The sequence below is a fragment of the Haloprofundus halophilus genome, from assembly GCF_003439925.1.
GTDB classification, from domain to species: domain Archaea; phylum Halobacteriota; class Halobacteria; order Halobacteriales; family Haloferacaceae; genus Haloprofundus; species Haloprofundus halophilus.
Genome location: NZ_QQRR01000001.1, coordinates 139,166 through 164,472, shown reverse-complemented (window position 1 = coordinate 164,472; position 25,307 = coordinate 139,166). Strand labels below are relative to the sequence as shown.

Annotated in this window: 23 protein-coding genes; 8 read left to right on the top strand and 15 right to left on the bottom strand. The window is 64.7% G+C overall.

What is annotated here, in order from left to right:
- Positions 1–19 precede the first annotated feature (19 nt).
- On the top strand, positions 20–289 hold the full coding sequence (locus tag DV709_RS00810) for a hypothetical protein (protein ID WP_117591087.1): 270 nt from the start codon (positions 20–22) through the stop codon (positions 287–289).
- A 17-nt stretch (positions 290–306) separates the two neighbouring features.
- On the opposite strand, the gene DV709_RS00805 is transcribed toward DV709_RS00810, so the two are convergent.
- Positions 307–891, bottom strand: coding sequence for a GNAT family N-acetyltransferase (locus DV709_RS00805; protein ID WP_117591086.1), 585 nt, complete (start codon positions 889–891; stop codon positions 307–309).
- 72 nt (positions 892–963) lie between these two features.
- Positions 964–2,460, bottom strand: a complete 1,497-nt coding sequence (locus DV709_RS18150; RefSeq protein WP_117591085.1) for a hypothetical protein — start codon at positions 2,458–2,460, stop codon at positions 964–966.
- Between the two features lie 321 nt (positions 2,461–2,781).
- On the opposite strand from DV709_RS18150, the gene DV709_RS00795 reads away from it, so the two are divergent.
- Together DV709_RS00795 and DV709_RS00790 are read left to right on the top strand one after the other, a co-directional pair.
- The gene (locus DV709_RS00795) at positions 2,782–4,770 is read left to right on the top strand and encodes an AMP-binding protein (protein WP_117591084.1); all 1,989 of its coding nucleotides are present in this window, start codon (positions 2,782–2,784) and stop codon (positions 4,768–4,770) included.
- A 258-nt stretch (positions 4,771–5,028) separates the two neighbouring features.
- Positions 5,029–5,325, top strand: coding sequence for a hypothetical protein (locus DV709_RS00790; RefSeq protein WP_157972615.1), 297 nt, complete (start codon positions 5,029–5,031; stop codon positions 5,323–5,325).
- 43 nt (positions 5,326–5,368) lie between these two features.
- Here DV709_RS00790 and DV709_RS00785 read toward each other — a convergent pair whose 3' ends face one another.
- Together DV709_RS00785 and DV709_RS00780 are read right to left on the bottom strand one after the other, a co-directional pair.
- Positions 5,369–6,043 (bottom strand): hypothetical protein, encoded by a 675-nt coding sequence (locus tag DV709_RS00785; protein WP_117591082.1) that lies wholly within the window; start codon positions 6,041–6,043, stop codon positions 5,369–5,371.
- Between the two features lie 89 nt (positions 6,044–6,132).
- Positions 6,133–7,128: a DMT family transporter gene (locus DV709_RS00780; RefSeq protein WP_117591081.1), complete on the bottom strand. Its 996-nt coding sequence runs from the start codon at positions 7,126–7,128 to the stop codon at positions 6,133–6,135.
- A 218-nt stretch (positions 7,129–7,346) separates the two neighbouring features.
- On the opposite strand from DV709_RS00780, the gene DV709_RS00775 reads away from it, so the two are divergent.
- Positions 7,347–8,141 (top strand): helix-turn-helix transcriptional regulator, encoded by a 795-nt coding sequence (locus DV709_RS00775; RefSeq protein WP_117591080.1) that lies wholly within the window; start codon positions 7,347–7,349, stop codon positions 8,139–8,141.
- A 2-nt stretch (positions 8,142–8,143) separates the two neighbouring features.
- Here DV709_RS00775 and DV709_RS00770 read toward each other — a convergent pair whose 3' ends face one another.
- The gene (locus DV709_RS00770) at positions 8,144–9,499 is read right to left on the bottom strand and encodes an amidohydrolase (protein WP_117591079.1); all 1,356 of its coding nucleotides are present in this window, start codon (positions 9,497–9,499) and stop codon (positions 8,144–8,146) included.
- Between the two features lie 84 nt (positions 9,500–9,583).
- Entirely contained in the window at positions 9,584–10,303 is a 720-nt protein-coding gene (locus DV709_RS00765) for an acetyl-CoA synthetase (RefSeq protein ID WP_117591078.1), read from the bottom strand.
- Positions 10,304–10,503: 200 nt separating this feature from the next.
- Between DV709_RS00765 and DV709_RS00760 the strand changes: the two genes are divergently transcribed.
- Both DV709_RS00760 and DV709_RS17890 read left to right on the top strand, forming a co-directional pair.
- Complete coding sequence (locus tag DV709_RS00760; protein ID WP_117591077.1) at positions 10,504–11,664, top strand: glutathione-independent formaldehyde dehydrogenase; 1,161 nt, start codon at positions 10,504–10,506, stop codon at positions 11,662–11,664.
- Between the two features lie 260 nt (positions 11,665–11,924).
- Positions 11,925–12,077 carry a hypothetical protein gene (locus tag DV709_RS17890; protein ID WP_168191268.1) on the top strand — a complete coding sequence of 51 codons (153 nt, stop codon included), beginning with the start codon at positions 11,925–11,927 and terminating at the stop codon, positions 12,075–12,077.
- A gap of 17 nt (positions 12,078–12,094) precedes the next feature.
- Here the strand turns inward: DV709_RS17890 and DV709_RS00755 are convergent, their stop codons facing one another.
- The 7 genes from DV709_RS00755 to DV709_RS00725 form a co-directional block, all read right to left on the bottom strand.
- Positions 12,095–13,315, bottom strand: coding sequence for a CobW family GTP-binding protein (locus DV709_RS00755; protein WP_117591076.1), 1,221 nt, complete (start codon positions 13,313–13,315; stop codon positions 12,095–12,097).
- 78 nt (positions 13,316–13,393) lie between these two features.
- Positions 13,394–13,663 (bottom strand): cupin domain-containing protein, encoded by a 270-nt coding sequence (locus DV709_RS00750; RefSeq protein ID WP_198665677.1) that lies wholly within the window; start codon positions 13,661–13,663, stop codon positions 13,394–13,396.
- A 416-nt stretch (positions 13,664–14,079) separates the two neighbouring features.
- Entirely contained in the window at positions 14,080–15,234 is a 1,155-nt protein-coding gene (gene dnaJ, locus DV709_RS00745; RefSeq protein WP_117591074.1) for a molecular chaperone DnaJ, read from the bottom strand.
- Positions 15,235–15,398: 164 nt separating this feature from the next.
- Positions 15,399–17,294, bottom strand: coding sequence for a molecular chaperone DnaK (gene dnaK / locus DV709_RS00740; protein ID WP_117591073.1), 1,896 nt, complete (start codon positions 17,292–17,294; stop codon positions 15,399–15,401).
- 172 nt (positions 17,295–17,466) lie between these two features.
- Complete coding sequence (gene grpE / locus DV709_RS00735) at positions 17,467–18,189, bottom strand: nucleotide exchange factor GrpE (protein ID WP_117591072.1); 723 nt, start codon at positions 18,187–18,189, stop codon at positions 17,467–17,469.
- Positions 18,190–18,378: 189 nt separating this feature from the next.
- Complete coding sequence (locus DV709_RS00730; RefSeq protein ID WP_117591071.1) at positions 18,379–18,942, bottom strand: hypothetical protein; 564 nt, start codon at positions 18,940–18,942, stop codon at positions 18,379–18,381.
- Between the two features lie 392 nt (positions 18,943–19,334).
- Positions 19,335–20,078: a proteasome assembly chaperone family protein gene (locus DV709_RS00725; RefSeq protein ID WP_117591070.1), complete on the bottom strand. Its 744-nt coding sequence runs from the start codon at positions 20,076–20,078 to the stop codon at positions 19,335–19,337.
- 122 nt (positions 20,079–20,200) lie between these two features.
- Between DV709_RS00725 and DV709_RS00720 the strand changes: the two genes are divergently transcribed.
- Both DV709_RS00720 and DV709_RS00715 read left to right on the top strand, forming a co-directional pair.
- Positions 20,201–21,193 (top strand): RsmB/NOP family class I SAM-dependent RNA methyltransferase, encoded by a 993-nt coding sequence (locus DV709_RS00720; protein ID WP_117591069.1) that lies wholly within the window; start codon positions 20,201–20,203, stop codon positions 21,191–21,193.
- Positions 21,190–21,747 (top strand): DUF7122 family protein, encoded by a 558-nt coding sequence (locus DV709_RS00715; protein WP_117591068.1) that lies wholly within the window; start codon positions 21,190–21,192, stop codon positions 21,745–21,747. The genes DV709_RS00720 and DV709_RS00715 overlap by 4 nt, the downstream gene beginning before the upstream one ends.
- Positions 21,748–21,781: 34 nt before the next feature.
- Here DV709_RS00715 and DV709_RS00710 read toward each other — a convergent pair whose 3' ends face one another.
- Positions 21,782–22,504 (bottom strand): hypothetical protein, encoded by a 723-nt coding sequence (locus tag DV709_RS00710; protein WP_117591067.1) that lies wholly within the window; start codon positions 22,502–22,504, stop codon positions 21,782–21,784.
- Between the two features lie 116 nt (positions 22,505–22,620).
- Positions 22,621–25,206, bottom strand: coding sequence for a PAS domain S-box protein (locus DV709_RS00705; RefSeq protein ID WP_117591066.1), 2,586 nt, complete (start codon positions 25,204–25,206; stop codon positions 22,621–22,623).
- Positions 25,207–25,307 lie beyond the last annotated feature (101 nt).

The window sequence follows — 25,307 nt, the reverse complement described above, 5'->3', positions numbered from 1 at the left end:
TCGGCCACGGAGTTTCGGTATGGCCGCCTCGACGAGCGACTCCGACTCACCGGAGTCGACGCCGACACCGAAGGAGAACACACCGCTAGCGGAGGAGAGCGGGCGAAACCGGAGACGGGCCGCCCTCGCCGTCGCACCGTTTCTCGCTCTGGGACTCTTCGACGTGGTGCTGCTGCTGTTCTGGGGCATCGAACCGCTGTGGGCGTTCGCCATCCTCCCGCCCATTCTCTTCTGTTCGGTGCTCGCGTGGATCGTCTTCAGCACCGACTTCCTCGACGACCGGACGTAGGCCGGTTCTCCGCCCGCCTATCGGCCGGTGTCGTACTTGTACGTCGCCGACTCCGGGTCGATGCCGAAGTCCTCGGCGCGCTCTTCGGGTTCCGACGCCTGCTCCGCCTTCGGTGCGGCGCGCTTGAACGCCTCGCGCGCCTCGTCGGGCATCTCGAACGCGTCGACGGGAAGCAGAAGCGCCACGGCGTCGGGCATCACGTCTCCGCGCTTGGCTTCGAGCCGCTCCCGGACCGTCGCGGGAAGCGACTCCGACTCGACCGGGGCGAAACCGAACTGGACGAGGTAGTTCGGCTCGTTCGTGAAGCAGTACACTCGCTCGAACCCCTCGTCGCCGGCGGTTTTCACGAGTCGTTCGACGACGTGTGCGCCGACGCCCTGGCCGCGCCACTCCGTCAAGACGCCGATACCGGTGAGCTCGCAGAACTCGCCCTCGTCGTGTTTGTGGATCCGGGTCCGACCGAATCCCGCCCGGGTGTTCGACGCCTCGTCGACGGCGATGACGTAGTCGCGCGAGCGAAACGCGACGTCGTCGAGGTCCATCGCCTCGATGTGATCGAGCAACCAGACCTCGTCTCGGTTCTTGGCGTCTCGAACGTACATGTCACCCAGTAGTCTCCGAGCGGGCAAAAGAATTTACGCAGCCGTCAGCGCCCGCGGCGGTGGCGCCGAGTTTCACATATCCCGGACGACGACACGGGAGTTGGTGACCTCCCGAACGTCGGAGCCCGAGAGGGTGTACGTGTCGTCGTCGACGTCGCCCCAGTCGAGTTCGGCTTTCAACCGGTCGGTGAGACTGGGCGAGGGGTCGACGTGGATGACGTCGCCTTCGACTTTGGCGACGATGCCGACTTCCCGGCCGCTCTCGTCGACGATGTCTTTCCCCTGGTCGTTCTCGTCGAGGTGCGTCTCGGTGTCCGCTTCGGTTCTCGGGTCGCTTTCGGCCTGTGCGCCCTCGTGTCGCTGTTCCTCGGTCGCGTCGGACGACTCGGTCGCGTCGCTCGTGAACGGTTCGTTGCTGTCCTCCGTCTCGGTCGCGTCGCTGCCGAACGGCTCTGCCTCCTCGGTACCGGTAGTGTCGGTCTGTTCGACCGCTTCAGAGCGGTTCTCCTCGGCGGCCGCCGTCCCCTCGGTTCCCGTCGGTGCGGCGGTTCCCTCGCCTCGCTCGGGTTGGTCGGTTTCCGTTCCTTCGGCGGTCGCAGCCATCTCGGCGTCGGCGGTCGTCGCCGTCTCGTGGGTCTCGACCGCCTCCATCCCCTCGTACTCGCGGTCGACGATTTCGCGCTCGACCACGTGGCTCGCGACGACGTTCGTATCGAGTAGCTCCGTCTCCGAGAGGGTGTAGATACCGCGTTTGCGCTCCTCGACCTCCTCTTCGACGATGGTCCGCTGGAACAGTTCGCTCTCGACGATGTCACCTTCGATGACCTGGCTCTCGACGATGCCCGCCTCGACGACCTCGCTCCCGACGGCGTCGCTCTCGACGATGTCGCTCTCGACGATGGTCTCTTGGACGCCTCGGATGTCGATATCCGCCTCCATCGTGTCGCTCTCGACGGTGTCGGTCTCCTCGAGTTCGGTGTCGACGACGCGACTGTGGACGATCATCCGTTCGAGAATCTCGTTGGTGTTCGACCACAGTTCCTCGATAGTCGCCTCGATGCTCTCTTCGTCGACGAACGACGCTTCGACGAGCTCTCGACTGACGAGTTCGCGGTCGACCGTGGTCTCGCCGATGGTCTCGGTGTCGACGACGTCGCTCTCGATAGTGTCGCGCTCGACGATGGTCCGTTCGACGACTTTCGTCTCCGTGACCTCGGTGGTCACCGTCTCGCCCTCCATCAGCGCGCTCTCGACCTCCTCGTTGTCGAGCGCCGCGCGCTCTGCGACGTCGGAGTGGGTGACGAACTCCCACGGTTCGGCGTCGCCTTCCGTCTCGCCTTCGGTGTAGGCGAACGCGACGTTCTCCGAATCGAACGTCTCGAAGAACTCGTCCCAGTCGCGGCGGTCGTGGGTGTCGTCTATCTCGCTCTCGCGGACGAACCGGTAGTTCATCCCACCCGTGTCTTGCTCCTCGTAGACGGGTGCGTACTCGCGCTCGTCGGCCCACTCTCGGATTCGGTCTCGGTCCGTCGTGACGTTTCGTTCACGTGTTGTTGGTTCGTCGGACATCTGTCTCCACCGAGGGTGTATCCCACGGGACAGCACTTAACAGATTGGTGAGATGTATCGGTGAATCCGTATCTTCGGGGTTCGTTACAGTCCGAAGAGACTACGGGAGTGGCCATTCTGACAGCTTCCGCCGACTATCAGATGAGTGTCGTGGTTTTTACATTTGGCGAATCGCGGGGAGCGACGAGGCGTCGGGACCGACCGTGCGGTCGTCGACGGAACGCATCCCGTCGAGCGCTCTCGCGGGCCAGTCGTCGGTCTCGATCGTTCACAGACGATAGTGAGCAAGCTACTTGACGGCGGCAGCAGAAGATGGGTGCGATGAACACGCACCCAGACACCGACGAGGTGGTCCACGAACCGACCCGGGAGTTCGTCGAGTCGACCAACGTCTACGCGTTCATGCAGGAGCACGGAATCGACGACTACGAGGAGCTCGTCGCCCGTACCTGCGGCGACGTCGAGGGCGAACCGGATTCGGGCGTCGACTGGTTCTGGGACCTCCTGCCCGACTATCTGGGCATCGACTTCTACCACGACTACGACTCCGTCCGCGACGACAGCGACGGCCCGCAGTTCTCCCGCTGGTACCCCGGCGGCACCATCAACGTCGCGCACAACACGCTCGACAGACACGCCGCCGTCGACTCCGAGACTCGAAACAAGGTCGCCTGCATCTGGGAGGGCGAACCCGGCGACGTCCGCGAGATAACCTACCACGAACTCCACCGGCAGGCCAACCGCGTCGCCAACGTTCTCGAAGCGCGCGGCATCGAGACGGGCGACACCGTGGGGCTGTACATGCCGATGGTGCCCGAAGTCATCTCGATTCTCTACGGCTGTTTCAAGGTCGGAGCCGTCGCCGTGCCCATCTTCTCGGGGTTCGGCGTCGACGCGACGGCGACGCGAATCGAAGACAGCGAGTGCTCGGTGCTCTTCACGGGCGACGGCTTCTACCGCCGCGGGAGCGAAGTGACGCTGAAAGACGCCGCGGACGAGGCCATCGAGCAGGCCGGCCACGTCGAACACACCGTCGTCTACGAGCGACTCGGTTCGGAGATAGAGTGGCACGAGGAGCGCGACGAGTGGTGGCACGAGACAGTAGAAGAGGCCGACGACGAGTACGAGACGAAGGAACTGCCGAGCGAGCAGGAGTCGATGCTGCTGTACTCGTCGGGGACGACGGGAAAGCCGAAAGGCATCGTCCACACCCACGCGGGCGTGCTGATGCAGACGGCCAAGGAGATCTACTTCGGCTTCGACCACAAGCCGTCGGACCGCTTCTTCTGGGTGTCGGACATCGGCTGGATGATGGGGCCGTGGACGCTCATCGGCAACCACGCCTTCGGCGGCACCGTCTTCATGTACGAGGGCGCGCCGGACCACCCCGAACCCGACCGCTTCTGGTCGATGATCGACCGGCACAAGCTCTCGGTGTTCGGCATCTCGCCGACCGCGATTCGCGCGCTTCGAAAGCACGGTGACGACTGGCTCGACGGCTACGACCTCTCCTCGCTTCGACTGTTGGGGTCGACCGGCGAACCGTGGGACCCCGAGTCGTGGATGTGGTTCTACGAGAACGTCGGCGGCGGCGAAGCGCCTATCGTGAACATCTCCGGCGGGACCGAGATTTGCGGCTGTTTCCTCATGCCGATGCCCATCCAGTCGCTGAAACCCTGCACGCTGGGCGGCCCCGGCCTCGGCATGAACGTCGACATCGTCGACGCGACGGGCGAGAGCATCGCTGACACCAACGAGCGGGGCTACCTCGTCGCGCGCGACTCCTGCCCGTCGACGACCAAGAGCCTCTGGGACGGTGACGAGCGCTATCTGAACGAGTACTGGTCGCGCTTCGACGACATGTGGAACCACGGCGACTGGGCGCAGAAGGACGAGGACGGCTTCTGGTTCCTCCACGGCCGCGCCGACGACGTGCTCAACGTCGCCGGTCGGAAAGTCGGCCCCGCCGAGGTCGAGGGCGCGCTCATCGACCACGACGCGGTGAACCAGGCCGCCGCCGTCGGCGTCTCCGACGACACCAAAGGCACGGCCGTCGTCGCCTACGTCGTCCTCGAAGACGGCGTCGACGCCAGCGACGACCTGCGCGCGGAACTCAGAGAAGTCGTCGGCGAAGAGTTGGGCAAGCCGTTCCGCCCGCGCGAGGTGCTGTTCGTCGATGAGTTCCCGAAGACCCAGAGCGGCAAAATCATTCGAAGAGCTATCGCGTCGGTGTACGAGGGCGAGGACCTCGGCGACATGAGCAGTATCGAGAATCCACAGGCGCTGGAGAAGGTGAAGGCCGCGAAGTGAGGGTGTGAGGAAGTCGACGGACGCTCGAAACGCCGAGCGACCACGGAATGCTTATTCTCTCGCCCTCGGTCGTCGAAATCGTCTATGAGCCCTCCGCTGACACGTCGTCGTGTGGTTCAGATTACTGCTACCACACTCACACTCGGTTTGAGTGGCTGCACCAGTTGGACGGACGCGGCCGGAGACGAAAGTACAGACGAGCCGACGAACGCGTCGTCGACGCTGTCGTCGGAACCCACCACCGAACGGAGCAGAGACGTGGGGAGCGTCGTTCTCGAAAACTCGGATTCGTCGACGCACGAACTCTCCGTCGTCGTCAAACGGTACGGCGAAGTGATTCACGAAGAAAACCACGTCTTGGAGGCCGGGAGCAGTGAGCAGGTTCCGCTCCGAGAGCCGGGTAGTTACAGTGTCACGGTGGCACTCGACGGAGAGACGGTCGCCAAACGGGAGTCGCTCACGAGGACGGACCAGTGTCGGGAGTGGCGACTCTCGTTCGGTGTCTCCTCGGACGGAGTGCTGAAGAAGAGCCGTGGAGTGGCGTGTCTCCAGTAGGAGTCGCCGTTCTATGTGGTCTCGACGCTCGGAGTGAGAGATTCTACTCCCGTCCGCGAAGATCCCACGCGACCGCGACGCACCCGACGCCGACCAGAACGAACAACGCCCGCCAGACGAGGACTTTCTCGGGCGGGCCCGAACTGTAGCTCCGCCCCGTCACGGCGTACACCTCGCCGTCGTGGGCGATGGGGTCGCGGCGCTCGAACTCGGGAATTCGGTGGTCGACGACCGTGACCGAGCCGGTTTCCACGGCCCGACGGACTTCCGGCGAGGTCCTGTCACTCGGAACCGCGATGTGGTCGAGCGCCTCCATCGTCGAGAGTTCGCGGTGGGTCAGAATCGTCCGCTCGCCGTCCTCTCTGACCTCCGGCGCGTAGAACTGGCCGTCGATTGCGACGAGGGTGTATCTAGGGTAGCTCAGACTGAACGGGTTCCACCCCGGGAATCTCTCTTGGACGGTGTGGTTGTATTCGAGCGAACCCCGTTCGGCCACCTCACGTTCGAGCGCGCAGGCTCGTTCGGTTCCGCACGTGAGCGTCTGCTCGGAGATGTAGACGAGCGATTCCGCGACCGTCTCGTTCTCTACCGGTTCGACCTCGTAGGTGACGACGGTTCCGGTGCCGTCGAGGTTGTTCGGATACAGGTATACGGGGTTCAACAGCAACCCGATTCCGAAGATGAGGAGGAGCGTCGTCTTCGTGCTTCTGGAGACCATTCGCTCGCGCGTTTCAGCCGTCAGTAAAAGAAATTTGTCATCAGAAGATAACTACCCCGGAGTCCTCGACGGACGCTCGAAATCGTCGCTCAGTCCGCGTCGCAACCCGTCCGACTCTCCGCGTCGCGGCCGCCGTCGGTCAGCACCGTCGACGGTTCGCCGGTCGATAATCGGGCCGCGAGTTCCGGCAGCCGACCTTCGAGCTCCTCGGAGCCGAGAATCACGAACCCGGCGAAGATGACGCCGAAGCCCGCGACGGTCGACAGCGAGATGGCCTCACCCAACAACGCCCACCCGCCGAGCGTCGCGACGACGGGGCTGACGTAGAAGACGAGGCTCGCGCGAATCGCGCCCACGTCGTCGAGCAGGTCGAAGTAGGCGATGTAGGCGACAGCGCCCGCGAACACGCTGACGTAGACGAGCGCGACGAAGGCGGCGGGCGTCCACGAGACGGCCGAGAGCGATTCGCCCGCGCCGAGGCTCATGCCGTGGACCATCAGCGCGCTCACGGGGAGCGCCCACGCGGTTCGGACGGTGCTCGACAGCGTGCCGTCGGCGCGGCGGATGAGCACCCCGCCGAGCGCCGCGCTCGCCGCACCGCCGAGGACGACGGCCTTGCCGACGACGCCGCCGCCGAGCAGGTTTTGCGGGTCGACGCCGACGACGAGCGCCACGCCGACGAGTCCGACGAGCACGCCGACGCCGCCGCGGCGCGAGAGTCGCTCGTCGGAGAGCAGAAACGCCGCGAGAAGCGGCGTGAAGATGGGCGAGAGGCTGAAGATGATAGAGCCGACGGCGCTGGAGACGTGCTGCTGGCCGACGAACAGGAGACCGTTGGCGAGGCCGATGGCGAGCACGCCGGTGGCGAGAATGCCCGCGACATCGCCGCGCGTCGAAGGGAGGAGGTCCTCGCGGGCCGTCGTGAGCGCCACGTAGCCGAGGAGTACCGCCGCCGCGACGTCGAAGCGGAGCGCGACGAACAGAAGCGGCGGGAAGTACGAGAGTCCGGCTTTGGCGGCGACGAACACGCCCCCGAAGAAGACGCTGGCGAGCGCGAAGAAGACGAGCGAGCGTTTGGTGACCACTACGGGGACACCTCCATCGACGCCGCGAGTTCGGCGGCCCGACCGACCGGCGAAGTGAAGCGAATCGTCATCGACTGTACAGAGGGGCGCGAGGGTTATACATATATTCAGTAAATTTTTCACAGCAAGAAATTCGGGTGGCGTTCGCCGGCCTTTCATATAGTGAAATATATTCACAGTGCGAAAGCCACTTGTGGGAGTCGGTCGAACGTAGTCCCATGGAATCGGCGCTCGAAGATATCGAGTTTCTCGCGCTCTCGGTGAACCGGGTCGAGGTGTTGAACGCGGTGGCCGAAACACCCCACACGCGCCGTGATCTCCAGGAGCGAACTGGCGCGTCACAGCCGACGCTCGGCCGCATTCTCCGGGACTTCGAGGAGCGAAACTGGGTCGAGGCGACGGGCCGAGAGTACGCGGCGACGCCGACCGGACGGTTAGTCGCGGACGGATTCTCGAACCTCCGCGAAATCGTCGAGACCGAACAGAAACTCCGTCAGGTCGCCAACTGGCTCCCCACCGAGGCGATGACGTTCGACCTCAGACGGCTCCGAGACGCGACAATCACGACACCGACGCAGACGCGTCCGAACGCCCCGGTCCAGCGCGTGCTGGAGCTGCTGCGCGACGCCGAACGCGTCGAGATAGTCTCGTACGCGTTCAACGAACAGAGTATGGACGTGGTTCGACGACGCGTCGCCGACGAGGGGCAGACGTTCGAGGGGGTCTTCTCGGCGAGCGCCATCGACGCCATCGCCGACGACTCCGCGCTCCGCGAACGCCTTCGGGAGTTGGTCGACCTGCCCGGCGCGGAACTCCGCGTCGTCGACGACGACGTACCCGTCGCGCTCACCGTCGCCGACGACGTGGTCCACCTCTTTCTGCGCGACGACGACGGCCTCTTACAGGCCTCGGTCGACACCGACGACGAGGCCGTGCTGACGTGGGCGCGCGACGTTCACGGCTGGTACCGGAACGAGGCCCGGCCGCTGGACGCCGACGACTTCGCCGACTGAGTTCACCCGCTGTACTCGCCGACGACCGTCTCGCGCATTCCGCGTACGATATCCAGATACTCCTCGACGGACCGCTTTTCGGCTTTCGCCGCCCGAATCGCGGCCTGCTTCTCGGGGTCGGCCAGGAGGTCGATGGCCAGCATCGCCGTCAGCTTCGCCGGAATCACGTACGCCATCTCCGCGTCGACGACCTCGAAGTCGCGGGCGTGGACCGCCCCCGAGAACCCGCCGACGTAGGGGTGGATGCCGGGGATAATCTGCGTCACGTCGCCCATGTCCGTCGACCCGGTGAGGTGGGGTTTGCCCGGCGTCAGCGCGTCCTCGCCCAGGAGTTCGGAGACGTTCGCGTCGTACGTCGAGACCATCGTCTCGTCGGTCCGCAGCGGCATGTAACCCGGGTAGTCCTCGATTTCGACATCCGCGCCGACGGCCATCGCGCCGGATTTCAGTGCACGATTAGTCTTCCCGTTGGCGTCCTCGACGGCATCGACGGTGCTCGCGCGGACGTACGACTCCATCCGCACGTCGCTGGGGACGACGTTGACGCCGTCGCCGCCGTTCGTGACGATGGGGTGGACGCGGACGTGGTCGTCGTCGGCGAACGTCTCGCGGTTGGCGTGGACGGCGTTCATCCCGAGCATCGCCGCGTTGAGCGCGTTGACGCCCTCCTCGGGGGCGGCGCCCGCGTGCGACTCCTTCCCTTCGTAGGTGACGAACTTGCCGACGAAGCCGTTCGAGGAGAAGTCGCTCGTGACGACGCGCTCGGGGGTGTCGCTCCCGGCGTGTATCATCATCGCGCAGTCGACATCGTCGAGGTGACCGCGGCGGATGAGTTCCTGCTTGCCGCCGAGGAACTCCACCTCACCGTTCTCGACCAGCGTCCGGCGGTAACCCAGGTCGAGATACTCTTCGGCGGGGACGGCGACGAAGTCGATAGCACCCTCCAGGTCGTCGACGACGCCCGCGGCGGTGAGGCCGTACGCCGCGCCGACGAGGTTCGCCAGTTGGGCGTGGTGGCCGCAGGCGTGACACGCCCCCGTCTCGGGGTTGGCTTTCGGGTGTGCGGGGTTGACGAGCGCGTCGAGTTCGCCGAGGACGGCGACGACGAACTCGTCCGCATCGTCCGGTCCGCCGGTTGCGTCGGTTCCCAGCCGCGCCTTCGCTCCGGTGACGGCGATGTTCTCCTCGACATCGAGCCCCATCCCCTCCAGTTCGGCGACGACCTTTCTGGTCGTCTCGGTCTCTTTGAACCCGAGTTCCGGTTCCGCTTCGACGTCTTCGGCGAAGGTGACGATGTCGTCGGCGTGCGCGTCGATGGCTTCGACGGCCCGGCGTTTTCGGTCGGCTACGTCGGTCATGACGGGTGGTTTCGCCCGAAGAACGTAGCGTTTGGGTGTCCGGCAGTTCACGCAGTCGGTTGCGACCCGAGAGCGAGGAGAGCGCTACCGAGCGAGGACGGCCGTCGGGTCGACGACGATGGGTTCCGGCGCGTCGTCCGTCGGACTCACGGCAACCTCTCCGGACTTCCCCGCGTCGGCGTCGGCGAGAACGACCGTCGCACCGGTGAGAAGCGGCGCAACGACGCCCGCGACGACGGCGCCGGGGTGCGACAGCGAACTCCGGACGACGACGCGGGAGGCGTCGGTCAGAGCGTACTCGTCGACGACGCCCTCGGCGAACTCCAGCAGTTCCTCGTGCGCGTACGTCTCGTCGGCGGCGAGCGCCGGTGTGGAGGGAGTCACGTCGTACGGCGGTATCGCCGGGTTCTCGCTCCAGACCTCCGTCTCCCAGTGAGTCGTCTCCGGACGGGTCGGGCGGCCGCCGTAGACGACGAGTTTCGTGCCTGGTGCGGGGTCGAACCCCGTCTCCCGGTCGGCGGTGGTGACGACGAGGCGCGTCCCGGCGTCGCCGCGGACCTCGAATCGGACGGGCGACCCGAGCAACGCCGCGCCGAAAAATGCGAGCAGTGACTCCGGCGACTCCGCGGGTTCGACTTCGACGCCTCGGCCGCTCGCGAGGCCGAGATGTCGAAAGACGTTCCCGGCTTTCCACGCCGTCGTACAGAAGTCGTGGTAACTCATCGTTCGGTCGGCCGCCGGAACGTGGACCGCCGAGCGGTCGGACCGCCGGTCGCGCGCGACAATCTCTCCCAGAACGTTCACGACCGCGATACGGCGAGTCCGTAGAAAAACACACCGAGCCGTCGGCACCGAGGATATCGTTCCGAATTACTGATTGTGTACCGAAACGATAACAACTCACCTGCGGAAGATGCTACCATCTCGGCCGTAACTCAAATTGTCTTGAATTAGATATATGATGGTGTCTGATGGGTTACCACGTGAGGTTCTAACGAATGTCAATGAACGCAGTGGTTTACAAAGGACCGAACGAGGTCGCCGTCGAGGAAGTGGACGAACCGGAACTCGAACACCCGAACGATGTCATCGTCGACATCACGACGTCGGCCATCTGTGGGTCGGACCTCCACATGTACGAGGGGCGAACGTCGGCGGACCCGGGCATCGTTTTCGGGCACGAGAACATGGGCATCGTCGAGCAAGTCGGCGAGGGTGTCGACACGTTGGAGGAGGGAGACCGCGTCGTCATGCCGTTCAACGTCGCCTGCGGTTTCTGTCAGAACTGTGAGAACGGCTACACGGGGTTCTGTACGAACGTCAACCCCGGATTCGCCGGTGGCGCGTACGGCTACGTCGCGATGGGTCCGTACAAGGGCGGACAGGCCGAGAAGCTTCGGGTACCGTACGCCGACTTCAACGCGCTGAAACTGCCGGAGGGTGACGAACACGAGGACGCGTTCGCGCTCCTCGCGGACATCTTCCCGACGGGATGGCACGGAACCCGACTCGCGGACCTCCAGCCGGGCGAGTCCATCGCCGTCTACGGGGCGGGTCCGGTCGGGCTGATGGCGGCGTACAGCGCGAAGATTCAGGGTGCCTCCGAGATCTACGTCGTCGACCGCGTCGACAGTCGCCTCGAACTCGCCGAGCAGCACTGCGACGCGATGCCCATCAACTTCGAGGAGTCCGACCCGGTCGAGCAGATCAAAGACGCCCACGGCGAAGGTGTCGACAAAGGCGTCGACGCGGTCGGCTACCAGGCTATCGACCCCGAGACGGACGTCAGCGACGACGCGTACGACCCGGCGCGGGAGAACCCGGCAGTCGTCCTCAACCAGCTCATCCAGACCGTCCGCGCGACCGGGAAGCTCGGTATTCCGGGACTCTACGTCCCCTCCGACCCGGGTGCGCCCGACGAGATGGCCGCGCAGGGTCGACTCGGTATCGACTTCGGAAAACTGTTCGAGAAGGGTATCGCGCTCGGCACTGGACAGTGCAACGTCAAGCGCTACAACCGACAGCTCCGGGACATGATCATCGAGGGTCGCGCCGACCCGACGTTCGTCGTCTCGCATCGCGTCGGCCTCGACGAAGCGCCCGAGATGTACGAGCGCTTCGACAGCCGCGAGGAGGGCGTCACCAAGGTGCTACTGGAGCCGTAGTCGACGGACACTACCTCGGTTTTTTTCAGGTGCGAAGCCACGTCTGGTGGTGGTTCTCTCGGAGGTGCGTCTGATACGCTCGCACCATCTCCGAGTACGATGTCGTTATCATCGACCAGTCACAGTGGTCGCAACGTCCGGTTATCACAGTTGGTCACACGCCCCTCGCTCACACCCACTTATCAATTTTCTTATTGCGTCGTCTCGGAAGCGTCACAGATGGTAGATATAAACGTGAACGCATCGTATCTATCGTGACAATGTGCCAGTACTGTAACTACGCGATGGAGGGATGGACGGAGCTCCTTCAGTACGACACCGTCTACCAGGACGCTATCGGGAAGCGGAAGGCGGCAAACGCGAACTACGGTTTCGACGAGTCGTGGGACGAACTCCGCGAGGAGTTCGCGTGAGCGGCGGGTCTGCCACCTCACTCGTCGACGGTCGTCGCTAGCGGGAACGGGTCGTCGCGCGCTGCGGGTTCGGCGCGTTCGCGCTCGTCGACGAGACAGTCGTCGAGCTCCGTTCGGAGTCTCGTCTCGTCCATCTCGCTCCCGATGAAGACGAGTCGCGTCCGCGGGGTGTCCGCGTCGTCCCAGTCGCCGATGGGACCCGCCTGCACCGACGGCCCCGCCTGACTCAGCCCCATCACCGACTCCTCGCGGCCCGCGAGGAGGAAAAACCCCTTCGCGCGGACGATACTCCCGTCCCAGTCTCGGAGCCACGCCGCGAACCGCTGCGGATGAAACGCCGTCTCGTCCGCGTAGACGAACGACGAGACGCCGTGGGCTTCGGCGGCGGTCAGTCCGCCGTGGTCGTGCTCGTGACCGCCATGGTCGTGCTCGTGATTGCCTTCGTCGTGCTCGTGACTGCCTTCGTCGTGGTGGCTCTCCGTCTCCTCACCTCGCTCGTGTTCGGCGAGTCGCCGTTTCCAGCCGACGTTCTTCCGGGCTTCTCCCACGTCGAACCGACCGGTACCGAGGATGCGCTCGGGGTCGACCTCCGAGTAGGTCGTTCGGGTGAGGTCCGCCCGAGGTTGCAGTTCACGAACCACCGACTCGATGCGGTCGAGTTCGTCGTCGGGCACCATGTCGCACTTGTTCAACAGCAGCACGTCACAGAACTCGATCTGGTCGACGAACACGTCGGCGAGCGGGCGGTCCACCGACGCCGACTCCTTGCGCGTCGTCGGGTCGAACTCCTTCCAGAACCCGTAGGCGTCGACGACCGAGACGGTGGTGTCGAGTCGGTAGTGGTCGGTCGGGTCGACGTCGCTCTCGGGCGAGCCTTCGACGAACGACCGCGCGACGGGCAGCGGTTCGCTGATTCCGGAGGACTCGACCAACAGGTAGTCGAACGACCGCGTCTCGGCCAGTTCAGCCGTTTGTTCGAGCAGGTCGCCCTGTAACTCGCAGCAGATACAGCCGTTCGAGAGGTCGAGAACGCCCTCGTCGCTGTCGCCGTCACCACTGTCCGCGGCGTCGGCGAGCAGTTCGGCGTCGACGTTCACCTCGCCCATGTCGTTGACGACGACGGCGACTTCCATGCCGCGTCGGTTCTGCAGGACGTGGTTGACGAGCGTCGTCTTCCCCGCGCCGAGGTAGCCGCTGACCACGGTGACCGGGATTCGGTCGGCGTCGGTGTCACTCATATCGCGTGAGACGGTACCGAGTAACGTATCCTCTGGCACCGTCACTCGACGGTGACACTCACCGCGTCGGGAACGTAGCTACGGTGCGCCCGCGAGTACGAGCGTGCTGTCCTCGTCGCCGACGTTGATCTGCCGCGTCGCATCCGGCGGAATCCGAACGGCGTCGCCGGGTTCGAGCGATACGTCGACGCCGTCGACGGTGACCGTCGCCGCGCCGTGGACGAGAAGATAGATCTCCTCGTGGTCTTCCTCGCCGTGGTCGTGTTCCATTCCTGACCAGCCCGCCTCGCAGTCGAGCACCGTCACGCCGAGGTTGTCGGCGTCGAGCGCGTCGCGCAGGAAGTGCATGCCGTCGGCTTTCGGTTCGACGTCGCGGTAGTTGACCTTCGAGTAGGGCACACGGAGGGTTCGGTGGCGAATTCCAAGTAAGTTGGTCGCGGGGGGGTCGAGACGACTGTTCTGTACCGCGAGCGACCGGAATTCCCGTGAGCGACTGGAGGGAGCGAACGGGTGCACGGAAGAGCGAGGCTCTTCCGGAGGGAGCGAGCGGGCCGAGGAGCGAACGGAGAGACGGCGTTGCCGTCTCGAAGTGAGCGACGGGTGTCCTCGTGAACGAAGTGAACGAGGGCTCGTCAGAGCTCCGCTCTGACGGTGCTTTTGGTCCGAGAGCAGACGCTTCGCGTCTGCTAAGCCTTCGCGGTGGAACCGCGAAGAGAACTTTTGCCGAGGGGTGGCGAAGCCACCCCGCAGCGCAAAAGGTCGGTCTAGAAGGAGTTCTTGATCTTCTCGAAGAAGCCTTCCTTCACGTCGACCTCCTCGCCGCCGGCCTCGGCGAACGCTTCCAGCGCCTCGCGCTGCTCTTTGTTCATCTGCTCGGGCGTCACGATCTGCACCTGCACGTAGAGGTCGCCCTCACCGCGACGGCGGAGTCGGGGCATCCCCTTTCCCTTCAGTCTGAACGTCTCGCCGCTCTGGGTTCCCTCCGGGATATCCATCTCGACGCTGCCGCCGAGCGTCGGAACCTCGACGGTCGACCCGAACACCGCCTGCGGGAACGAGATGGGGTGCTGATAGTGCAGGTCGTCGCCGTCGCGCTCGAAGTCGTCGTGCGGGCGAATCTGCACATCGATGAGCAGGTCGCCGTTCGGGCCGCGATTCTCGCCGGGCGCACCCTCGCGCTCCATCCGGAGCGTTTGGCCGTTCTGGATTCCGGCGGGCACGTCGACGGTGAGCGTCGCCTCCTCGCGAACGGTGCCGTCACCGCCGCACGTGGCGCAGGTCTCGTCGTACAGCTCGCCCTCGCCGCCGCAGCGCCGACACGTGGTCGTCTGCTGGACGCGACCGAACGGCGTCTGCGACACCTGCGTGACCTGCCCTTGGCCGTTGCACTCGGGGCAGGTTTGCGCCTCGGCGTCGGCAGGGTGGCCCTCGCCGTCGCAGTCCGAACAGCGCTCGGGTCGGGTGATGGTCACCTGCTTCGTGACCCCCTCGTACACGTCTTCGAGGTCGAGCGTCACGTTCGTGCGGAGGTTGCGGCCCTGCCGCGGGCGGTTCTGCTGGCCGCGGCCGTTGCCGCCCGCGCCGCCGCCGAAGAACTGGTTGAAGATGTCTTCGAAGCCGCCGCCGCCCCCGCCGCCGAAGGGGTTGCCGCCGCCGAAGCCACCGCCCCCGCCGCCGACGCCGCCGCGTTTCTGGGCCTCCTCGAAGCGGTCGTGGCCCACCTGGTCGTACATCCGGCGCTTCTCGTCGTTGGTGAGCACCTCCTTGGCCTTCTTGACCTTCTTGAACTTCTCGTCGGCGTCTGGGTCGTCGCTCACGTCCGGATGGTACTCCGCGGCCTTCTTCCGGTACGCCTGTTTTATCTCGTCCTCGTCGGCGTCGCGCGACACCCCGAGTACGTCGTAGAAGTCCTCGCTCATCAGTTGTCTCTGGTTATTCGGGGGAACTACTTGAACGGAATGGCTCGGCGCGGAACGAGACGGCGTCGTTCAGCGCGCGAGTGCTGTGTTGCTGTCGTTACTTCTCGCCCTCTTCGTCTACGTCACCAGAAATCTATGATTTCTGGTTGGCGGATGAGACGACTCTACGAGTTGTCCTCGTCTACGTCCTCGAAGTCGGCGTCGACGTACTCGTCGCCGTCGTCCGACTCGTCGCCGCCCATGTCGCCCATACCGCCGGGACCCGCGCCGCCGGGGCCGCCCGCGGCCCCGCCTGCGCCACCCGGTCCGGCCTGGGCCTGCTGCTGGTACATCTGCTTGCCGATCTCCTGCAGTTCCTGCGAGAGGTCCTCGGTCGCGTCTTCGAGTTCCTCGGTGGAGGCGTCCTCGTCTTCGAGCGTCGCCTCGACGTCCTCGATTGCCGACTCGATATCCGCGTAGAGGTCGTCGTCGATGTTCTCCTCGTTCTCGTCGAGCAGTTTCTCGGCGCGCTGGACCGCGCCCTCGGCCTCGTTGCGAGCCTCGATGCGCTCGCGGCGCTGCTTGTCCTCCTCGGCGTGCTGTTCGGCTTCCTCCTGCATCCGCTCGACCTCTTCGTCGGAGAGCCCCGCGCCGCCCTCGATGGTGATGTCCTCCTTGTTGCCGGAGCCTTTGTCCTCGGCTTCGACGTTGACGATGCCGTTCTCGTCGATGTTGAACGTCACCTCGATCTGCGGCGTTCCGGCGGGTGCGGGCGGGATGCCCGTGAGCTGGAACTCGCCGAGCAACTCGTTGTTCTGCGCCATCTCGCGCTCACCTTGGAAGACGCGGACCTGGACGGAGGTCTGGTTGTCCGCCGCCGTGGTGAAGATTTTCGACTCCTCGGTCGGAATCGTGGTGTTCTTCTCGATGAGGCGCTCGAAGAGACCTCCTTTGACCTCGATACCGAGGCTGAGCGGCGTCACGTCGAGCAGGACGATGTCGTCGACTTCGCCGCCGAGGACGCCGCCCTGAATGGCCGCGCCGAGCGCGACGGCCTCGTCGGGGTTGACGTTCTTCTTCGGTTCCTGGCCGACGAGGTCGCTCACTTTCTCCTGAACCTGCGGCATCCGGGTCGACCCGCCGACGAGGATGACCTCGTCGATGTCGGATTTCGAGTAGCCGGCGTCCGAGAGCGCCTGCTCGGTGGGTTCGACCGTCCGGTCGATGAGGTCGGAGGTGAGGCTCTCGAACTTCGCGCGGGTGAGCGACTGTTCGAGGTGGACGGGACCCGAATCCGTCGCCGTGACGAACGGGAGGTTGATGTCGGTCTCCTTGCGCGAGGAGAGCTCGATCTTCGCCTCCTCCGCGGCGTCCTTCAGGCGCTGCAGCGCCTGTCGGTCCTCGCGGAGGTCGATGCCGTGGTCGTTCTCGAACTCCTGGGCGAGGTAGTCGATGATGGCCTCGTCCCAGTCGTCGCCGCCGAGGTCGTTGTCACCGTTGGTGGCGACGACCTCGTAGACGCCCCCGCCGAGGTCGAGGATAGAGACGTCGAAGGTGCCGCCGCCGAGGTCGTAAACGAGAACCGTCTGGTCGGAGTCGTCGTCGAGACCGTACGCCATCGACGCCGCCGTCGGTTCGTTGATGATGCGCTCGACTTCGAAGCCGGCGATCTCGCCGGCGTCTTTCGTCGCCTGGCGCTGTCGGTCGTTGAAGTACGCGGGGACCGTGATGACCGCCTTCTCCACGTCGTCGCCGAGATACTCCTCGGCGTCGCGCTTGATCTTCTGGAGGATCATCGCCGAGATCTGCTCGGGCGTGTACTCCTCGCCGTCGACGTCGACCGTGAACTCCTCCTCGCCCATGTGGCGCTTGATGGAGCGGAACGTCCGGTCGGGGTTCTGAATCGCCTGGTTCTTCGCCGGTTTGCCGACGAGTCGCTCGTCGTCGGTGAACGCGACGACGGAGGGAGTCGTGCGGTCGCCCTCGGCGTTGACGATGATTTCGGGGTCGCCACCTTCCATCACCGCGAACGCGCTGTTCGTGGTACCGAGGTCGATACCGAGAATCTTGTTACTCGCCATTTGCCGACAACTACCGGTTTGCGCCGGTTAAAGGTTACTAGACTAAACGGCGACCGCGAGGAAAACACCTCGCTCCCCTCGTGCGATTTCGTCTCGCCGCGTCGGACGAGGTCGGCGGATTTTTATCGACGCGCTTTCCGAGCGAACGACCCGCACGGCCGCCCGTGAGAGATCACTCGTCGCCTTTGCTCACCGTCACCTGCGCCGCACGGATGACCTTCTCGGCCATCTCGTAACCCGGTTGGTAGACGTCGGCGACGGTGCCCTCGGGGTGGTCGCTGTCGACGCGCATCATCACCTCGTGGCGCTGCGGGTCGACGGGTTCGCCGGCGTCGGGTTCGATGGGTTCGACGTTCTCGTCGTCGAGGACGCGGTCGAACTCCTTGAGCGTCGACTCGACGCCGGGACGGATGTCGGCACCCTCTTCCTGGTCGAGCGCGCGCAGGAGGTTGTCGCGGACGCCGACGAGACGGGCGACGAGGTCCTCGGTCGCCCGGTCGCGGATGTCGTCCTGTTTCTTCTTCGCGCGCTTCTTGTAGTTCTTGAAGTCCGCCTGCGTGCGGCGCAGGCCCGACTCCAGTTCCTCGACGCGCTCGTCCTTCTCCGCGAGTTCGGTTTCGAGTTCCTCGACCCGCGACTGCAACGCGGCCACGTCGGCGGCGAGTTCGTCGTCGTACTCCGCCGCGCGCGCGGCGGGGTCGGCATCGTCGGCCGTCGGTTCGGCTTCGACCGAACCCGCCGCGTTTTCGTCGCTCTCGACGCGCTCACCGCTCGGGTCGTTCGCGCCGTTCTCGGTCGCCTCGGCGTCCGCCGCCGACGCGTCCGTAACCGACTGCTCGGTGTGCTCCTCGGCTTCTCGCTCCGCCGCTGACTCGTCGGGTGCGTCGTCGGTCATAGTCGGACTGTGCCGCTGGTTCGGCTTAAGGATTGCAGAAACAAACGGCGGGGTAGGGGTAGCGGTAGCGGTGGTCGGTGAGTATAGCAAGCCTATTTATCGGCCGTTTCATCATAGGCGGTATCGAACAAAGAAATATTTCAAGAGAATCAATTTATTTTATAGGTTGGGAAGGGCGTTGAGCCGGAGTCACGCATCTCTCGCTTCGGTCTTCACCGTAGCTTGCTGTTCCTCAATCTCCTGTTCGACCGCCTCCTCGACTAAATTGAAGAACGTATTGAGTTCTCTGACAATCTTCCTCGGTCGTGTTGAGAAAATCTCTATATTCTGTTTACCGAACCCAGAACGGAATATCTTTCCGCCAAACTCTCCGGCGTCATCCAACCGACTGATGGCACGTTCCAGATTTAGACCCTTGAGTTCGGACATCTCGTCGGGGATTTCGCCCCATTTGAGTGATAGTTTGATTGCAGTATTACCATTGCTCCCGTAAATGAGTCGTTTGAGGCGGTAGCGTCGGGTTGGCTTGGGTTCGTAACATTTGATGTAGTCTATTGAAATTATCAAAGACAGATGGGTGCTGCTGGCGAAGAACGGAATCGCTATTGGGTCGTTATCTTCATTGTTCAGGTGTTCGTTTCGGATAATTTCTTGCTGTGAATAGAGATCTCTGGATTCGCTACTTCGCCAAATTAAGAAAGAGAATAGGGCACCGATGATAGAGAAGAAGAGTATTGGAAGATTCAGATTCATCGTGTTGATGTGAGAATCTGGGCTTCTGTATTAAAAATTTGTGTGGGGTCTCACCGTCCTGCCGGTCGCGACGCAGCCCTACTTAGCAGTTGGTTCAGCCCTGGTAGGGCGGGATAAGCGAACTCCCCGTGATGAATCCACCCTCTGTATTCAGCACAGTTTCGCCAAACGGTCGGTGGTCAAGGTTTTCTCACAGAGCCTGGTCGACCGAACTGTGCGGAGCGGTGTAGTCGCGGCCGCGGCCACAACGAGACGTCGTACCGCGAGCGAGTGAAACGAGCGAGCGGGCCGAGGAACCCTCGAAGGCGCGGAGCGCCTGAGGGGGTGACGCTGTGCTTTTGGTCGAGCTTTTGCCGAGGGCACGCGAAGCGCGCCCGCAGCGCAAAAGGTCGCTACTGATACATCCGAAGCGGCTGCGCCTGCGAACTCTCGTCGTTCTCGGCGTTCTGAAGGCGCTGGGCGAGACGCTGCTTGGCCTCTCGAATCTCCTCGGCGCGGTCGACGAGGTCGTCGGTCGGCACCGCCACATCCGAGAGCGCGTTGAGTCCCTCGGTGACGACGACGCGGGCCGCCTCCGGGTCCGGGAACTGCGGGTCGGACTCGACGACGAGGCCGACGGCGTTCTGGTCGTTCTCGACGGCGTAGCTCAGCAGCGCGCCGGTCGGACCGGAGACGAGTCCCATCTCCGAGGGGGCGTCGATACCGGCGTCGTCGAGCATCGACGCGGCGTCGCCGGTGCCGATGCCGTAGAGCGCCGGGGGTTCGTCGTCCTTCTCACGGGGGAGTCCGCTGATGTAGACGGGCGTGAGGCTGATCTCGTCGAACCAGTCGCCGAGGCAGTCGGCGAACTCGGTGGCCGCGCCGGGCGAGATGGGCACGTCGCTCTGGAGGACGAGCTGGTCCCGCTCTGCGTCGCCGTAGATTCGGACTGGCGGGTGGACGCTCCGGTCGGCGTCGCGGTAGACGGCGACCTTCGGGATGCTCTCGCAGTGGACGTTCGCGTAGTGAGTCATCTCGAACGTCTCGACGAGGTGGTCGGCGGCGATCTTCCCGACCAGTCCGACACCGGGAAGCCCCTCTACGAGCAGCGGTTCGTCGAACTCCAGGTCGTCGGCGAGCACGTTGATTCGAGCCATGGGCGAGGTAAGCGCGCCATCGTTGTAAAACCGCCCTGCGAGGGCGGCAGGGCGTCCCGTCGAACGTCGCCACGACCGGTCAACTCCGAAACCGACAAGCGCGCCGCCGGGAAAGTCGACCCATGAATCCCTTGGAGCGGTACGCGCCGCTCGTCGACGACGAGGAGGCGTTCTTCGCCGCCTGCGAGCGACCGCTTCCGTCCGTCGTCCGCGTGAACACCATCAAGACCACGCCCGCCCGCGCCCGCGAGGCGCTCGACGAGGAGGGCGTCGGCTACGAACCGGCCGGCTGGCACGACGAAATCCTGAAACTCGACGGCCGCAGTCCGGGGACGACGTGGCCGTACTTCCACGGCTGGCTCCACGGCCAAGAGGAGGTGTCGGCGCTGCCGGCGCTGGCCGTCGACCCCGAACCGGGCGAGTTCGTCTGGGACGCCTGCGCCGCGCCGGGCAGTAAGACGACCCAACTCGCCGCGCTGATGGACGACACCGGACTCCTCGTCGGCAACGACAACAACCTCGGACGCCTCTCGGCGCTCCGACACAACGCCGAGCGACTCGGCGTGACCAACCTCGCGGTGACGAACCAGGACGCCCGAAACTTCTCGCTCAAACCGTTCGGCTCCGGCCAGTTCGGCGGCTACGGATACGACGGTGACGACGGCGACAGCGACGACGATAGCGACGATGCGCCCGACGACGCCGCCCGCGAGGCGTTCGACCGGGCACTCGTCGACGCGCCCTGTTCGTGTGAGGGAACGGTCCGAAAGAACCCCGACGTGCTCGACCAGTGGACGATGGACCACGTCCACAGCGTCGCAGGTATCCAGAAGGGAATCCTCCGGCGGGCGATTCAGGCGACGAAACCCGGCGGCACCGTCGTCTACTCGACGTGCACCTTCGCACCCGAGGAGAACGAGGCCATCCTCAGCCACGCGTTGGAGGAAGAAGCGTGCCGGATGGTCGAGTTCGATTCGCCGCTCGAAGCGGTGCCCGGCGTCACCGAGTGGGAGGGCGAGGAGTACCACCCCGACGTGACGAAGGCGCACCGCGTCTACCCACACCACAACGACACGGGCGGGTTCTTCTGCGCGAAACTGGAGGTGGAAGCGTGAGCGACGGTGCGGACGGGGTCGACGATGAGGGTTCGGACGCGCCGACGAACTCCGGCCAGCGGTTCGACCGCCTCCCCGCCACCGACGACGAGCGCGAAGTCCCGGGCCGGGCGACCCGCGAGGAGGTCGTCGGCTGGTGGGAGGAGCGCTTCGGCATCCCCCCGGAGACGTTCGACGGCTTCACGTTCTGGGAGAAAGGCAAAGGCAAAATCTGGGCGTTCCACGGCGACACCGTCGACCCGATACGCATCGAGGGTCTCGGGATGTCGTTCCTCCGGACACGTCAAGAGCACTGGAAGCCGACGACGAACGCCGTCCAGCGCTTCGGAAAGAAGGCGAACAGAAACGTCGTCGAACTCTCGGGCGAGACAGCAAAGCGGTTCGCCGCCGGTGAGGACCAGGAAGTGGAGTGGGACGGCGACTGGGGTTATCTCGTCGTCGCTCACGAACTCGTCGGCGAGCGCGAACCGATGGGGGTCGGCCTGTATCTCTACGGCGAACTTCGGTCGACGGTGCCGAAGGGTCGACAGGAGTCGCTGCCGGTGCTGGACTGAACGATTTCGCTCAGACTGAACGACTCTCGCTCGGTTACTCGCGCTCGGTCGCCGTGAAACGCCGCTCCGGAACGTCGCCGTACAGTGCCTCCACGTCGTCGCCGAGGCTGGCGAGCGCACCAGTTCTGCCGGAGGCGACGCGGAACAGCGACACCGCGTCGAACACCGAACCCAGCCAGACGGCGTCGTCGTAGAAGACGCCGAAACGGTGACCCGTCGCCTCGAACGGGTACGTGTCGTGGTCCTGGCTGTCGAGACGCCACGCGACGTACACCGCACCGCCGTTCGGCGGTCGCCACGGCTGGAACCAGCCTCGGAACTGCCCCTTCCGGCCGACCAGTTCGTGGTGGTGAATCTCGCCGGTATCGGCGGCGTCCGGCGGGGCCAGAAACACCTCGCTGTCGAAGACGGTGGGTATCGCGCCGAGGTGCGGCGACAGCATAGGCTCGGTGAGCGCGTCGAGCTCTGACCGAAGTCGCCCCGAGACGGCGTCGGAGAGCGCCGCAGCGTATCGTCGCGTTTCAGGCTGTTCCGGGAACGCCCCGTAGCCGAACCGGAGTTCGTCGTGCGCAGCGCGGTACGTTCCCAGTCGACCCGCCACCGGTCCGACCCGCCACGCGACGTAGAGGCCGCCGGTCCGACCGGCCCACGGTTGTATCTCCCCCTCGTACTCGGCGTCGTCACCCCCGAAGGTGCACGGAATCAGTTCGCCGCGTCGAGCGTTCTCGGTCGGCGCTGGTCCCGCTGAGTCGGTCATATCGTCGGAACGCAGGCGAGCGGTAAGTGCTTTTTATCGGTTGGTTGTCAACCGCGAGCGGCCCGGCGACGCCCCCGCGGTCCGAGAGGCGGATTAGCCTCCGCACTTCCAGACGACTACTGACCCGATGCCGGTGTCGCAAACAGCGACCCGAACACTTTCTGCTGAGCCTTCCGGAGGTGCTGGTGGAACGTCGGAGACGCGATGCCGATCGACTCGGCGATACGTTCGCCGGTTCTCTCGCGCGGCCACGCGAAATATCCCGCGTAGACGGCCGCCTCGAGTGCGGTTCGTTGACGTTCGGTCAAGTCTTCGGTCACCAACCGATGGACCCTTTCGAGACTGTCGTCGTCCCGCGTAATCTGTCGGCGTGAGGCCATCTTCGCCGTCGGATAGGTCCCTCGAACCGTGTCGATGATGCTTCGAGCGGCGACGCTGGTGGGGAGGTGGATCGTCATGTGGCAGTCGCCGTCTTCGACCTTCATCTGCTTCACGTGACCGCCGTGAGACGCGACGGCCGACACGACAGGTGGCTCGGAGACCTGTAGTTCGAACCAGTTCGTGTCGGTTTCTCGGTCGACGACCGTCATATCCGTGAAGTGAGGAATCTGTTCGGTGAGCCCCTTCACGACGTCGATGGCCGTCGCGTCGACGGTTCCGTACTGGAGGAAATCGTCGTCGCCGATTGTTGTGGTCTGTTCGAACGTGATCGTCCCATCGACGTCGAAATCGACTCCGAAGGTCTCGAGGATAGACGGGATGATAAACTGTATCTCGGTGATCTCGTCGCTCATCAGCGCCTGTTTGCGCTCGATAGCCGCGATAGCGTGACCGACGACTTCGCCGAGTTGAGCGATCACCTCGCGCTCCTGACCGTCGAACGCTTTCGGGCGGTCCGCGTATATCGCGAGCAGTCCGTACAGGTTTCCGTCGTGGACGAGCGGAATCGCGGCGCACGAGCGGTAGCCGTACTGCTCGGCGAAGTGGCGCCAGGGCTCGAAGTCGGGGTCCGACAGGGCGTCTTGGAGAACCCGTATCTCCCCCGTTCTGACGGCTTTCCCGGCCGGCCCTCGCCCCGTCGAGTCGTCCGGGTCCACGGAGATCGGAACCTCGTCGAGATACCCCTCCACGCCGGCTTCGGCTCGCACTTTCACCGCCTGGGAAGCGGCGTCGACGTCGCCGATCCAGGCGAATTCGTACGAGTCCACGTCGGCGAGGCGCTCACAGACGGTCGCCTCGATTTTCTCGCGAGTGGGCTGGTCGATGACCGTGTCCGTGATATCACGGATGATGGCGTTGAGGTCGTTCAGCGCGGCGAGTTGGTGTCTCTGCTTTTCGAGGGCTATCTCGGCCTGTTTCCGTTCCGTGATGTCGACGAGTGCGCCGAGGAAGACGACGGGGTCGCCGTCGTCGTCGCACTCGACGTGACCGCGAGCAGCCACCCATCGGAGTTCGCCGTCGGCGTTCCGGACGCGGTACTCCTCTTTGTGCTCCCCGCAGGATGCAACCGCCTCCTCTACTTTTCGCACGATTCGCTCACGGTCGTCCTCGTGGATGGCCGCGACGAATAGGTCGGACGACACACCCTCTTGGGCCAGGTCGGGGTCGACGCCGAACTGGTCGGCGAACGAGGGCCCCACGACTACCCTGTCTTCGGGGATGTACCACTCGAAGGTACCGACCGCGCCGGCCTCGGTTGCAGCCTGTAGTCGGGATTTGGCGTCGCGGATGGTCTGTTCGTACTCTTTCCGTTCGGTGACGTCCTGGCTCGTCGCCATGGCCGCGAACACGTCGCCGTCGTCGGTGGTCAACGGGAGCGTTTGGAACGCGAACGTCCGCCCCTGGACCTCCAACTCGAACGAGTTTGACTCGCCTTCGAGTGCGGCGCGGTAGTTCGGTTCGACGACCTCTAAGAGCTCTTCGGAGTACACGTCCTGTACCCGTTTACGCCGGAGATCAGCGGCGCTAAAGTCGAGCTTCTCGAAACCCCGTCCCTCGACGAGCGTGTGCCGCAACTCCTCGTCGAGGAGCGCGACCGCTCCGTTCGGAAAGTTTTCCGCGAGGGTGCGGTAACGCTGCTCGGACTTTTCGACCTCGCGCTCCTCGCGGCCGGTCGTCTCCCGAACGACCGTCACGTAGCCCTCGAGTTCGCCGCCGTCGTCCCTGACGGCCGCAATCGTAACGCTCGCCCAGAAGCGCGAGCCGTCGGACCGGACGCGCCATCCGTCGTCTTCGAGGAGACCCGTTTCGGCGGCGATGGACAGGTGTTCTTCGGGGACTCGCGCGTCCCGTTCCGTCTCGGTGTAAAACGTCGAAACGTGTTCGCCGACGACCTCGTGGGCGTCGTACCCCTCGATTCGCGCGGCGCCTCGGTTCCAGGTTCGGACGCGTCCCTCCGGGTCGAGTACGAAGATGGCGTACGCTTCGACCGCCTCGACGAGAGACGCGAACCGCTCGTGGTCCCGCCGAGTGTCGAGAGAGTGATCGACCGACGCCGATGGCGGCAGCCACCACACGCGCGCGTTCGCTCCGACCTTCTTGGTTTCGAGTTCGCCGTGCTCGACGAGCCGTTCCAGGCGTTCGTACGTACTCCGACGACCGAGGTCGAGGAGGTCCGCCACCTCGGGCGTCGTCCGCGGTTCCCCGGAGCCGTCGAAGAGGTCGAGCGTCTCCCGAAGGCTCTCGGTCAGCGAATCGGGCATTACGCTGTACCAGGCGGTTCGCACTCATCAACCCTCCGCCGATGGAGTCAAACGAGTGTAGACGACGGTGAGCGAGCCCGAAAACTACTCCCGTCCCCGCG

Excerpts from the sequence above, each read along its gene's own strand:
- DV709_RS00755 (WP_117591076.1), bottom strand. The coding sequence starts at position 13,315 with ATGAGTGACACCGACGCCGACCGAATCCCGGTCACCGTGGTCAGCGGC.
- DV709_RS17890 (WP_168191268.1), top strand. The coding sequence starts at position 11,925 with ATGTGCCAGTACTGTAACTACGCGATGGAGGGATGGACGGAGCTCCTT.
- dnaK (WP_117591073.1), bottom strand. The coding sequence starts at position 17,294 with ATGGCGAGTAACAAGATTCTCGGTATCGACCTCGGTACCACGAACAGC.
- DV709_RS00725 (WP_117591070.1), bottom strand. The coding sequence starts at position 20,078 with ATGGCTCGAATCAACGTGCTCGCCGACGACCTGGAGTTCGACGAACCG.
- DV709_RS00785 (WP_117591082.1), bottom strand. The coding sequence starts at position 6,043 with ATGGTCTCCAGAAGCACGAAGACGACGCTCCTCCTCATCTTCGGAATC.
- DV709_RS18150 (WP_117591085.1), bottom strand. The coding sequence starts at position 2,460 with ATGTCCGACGAACCAACAACACGTGAACGAAACGTCACGACGGACCGA.
- DV709_RS00750 (WP_198665677.1), bottom strand. The coding sequence starts at position 13,663 with ATGCACTTCCTGCGCGACGCGCTCGACGCCGACAACCTCGGCGTGACG.
- DV709_RS00775 (WP_117591080.1), top strand. The coding sequence starts at position 7,347 with ATGGAATCGGCGCTCGAAGATATCGAGTTTCTCGCGCTCTCGGTGAAC.
- DV709_RS00710 (WP_117591067.1), bottom strand. The coding sequence starts at position 22,504 with ATGACCGACTCAGCGGGACCAGCGCCGACCGAGAACGCTCGACGCGGC.
- DV709_RS00805 (WP_117591086.1), bottom strand. The coding sequence starts at position 891 with ATGTACGTTCGAGACGCCAAGAACCGAGACGAGGTCTGGTTGCTCGAT.
- DV709_RS00810 (WP_117591087.1), top strand. The coding sequence starts at position 20 with ATGGCCGCCTCGACGAGCGACTCCGACTCACCGGAGTCGACGCCGACA.
- DV709_RS00730 (WP_117591071.1), bottom strand. The coding sequence starts at position 18,942 with ATGAATCTGAATCTTCCAATACTCTTCTTCTCTATCATCGGTGCCCTA.
- dnaJ (WP_117591074.1), bottom strand. The coding sequence starts at position 15,234 with ATGAGCGAGGACTTCTACGACGTACTCGGGGTGTCGCGCGACGCCGAC.
- DV709_RS00770 (WP_117591079.1), bottom strand. The coding sequence starts at position 9,499 with ATGACCGACGTAGCCGACCGAAAACGCCGGGCCGTCGAAGCCATCGAC.
- DV709_RS00705 (WP_117591066.1), bottom strand. The coding sequence starts at position 25,206 with ATGCCCGATTCGCTGACCGAGAGCCTTCGGGAGACGCTCGACCTCTTC.
- DV709_RS00795 (WP_117591084.1), top strand. The coding sequence starts at position 2,782 with ATGAACACGCACCCAGACACCGACGAGGTGGTCCACGAACCGACCCGG.
- DV709_RS00720 (WP_117591069.1), top strand. The coding sequence starts at position 20,201 with ATGAATCCCTTGGAGCGGTACGCGCCGCTCGTCGACGACGAGGAGGCG.
- grpE (WP_117591072.1), bottom strand. The coding sequence starts at position 18,189 with ATGACCGACGACGCACCCGACGAGTCAGCGGCGGAGCGAGAAGCCGAG.
- DV709_RS00760 (WP_117591077.1), top strand. The coding sequence starts at position 10,504 with ATGAACGCAGTGGTTTACAAAGGACCGAACGAGGTCGCCGTCGAGGAA.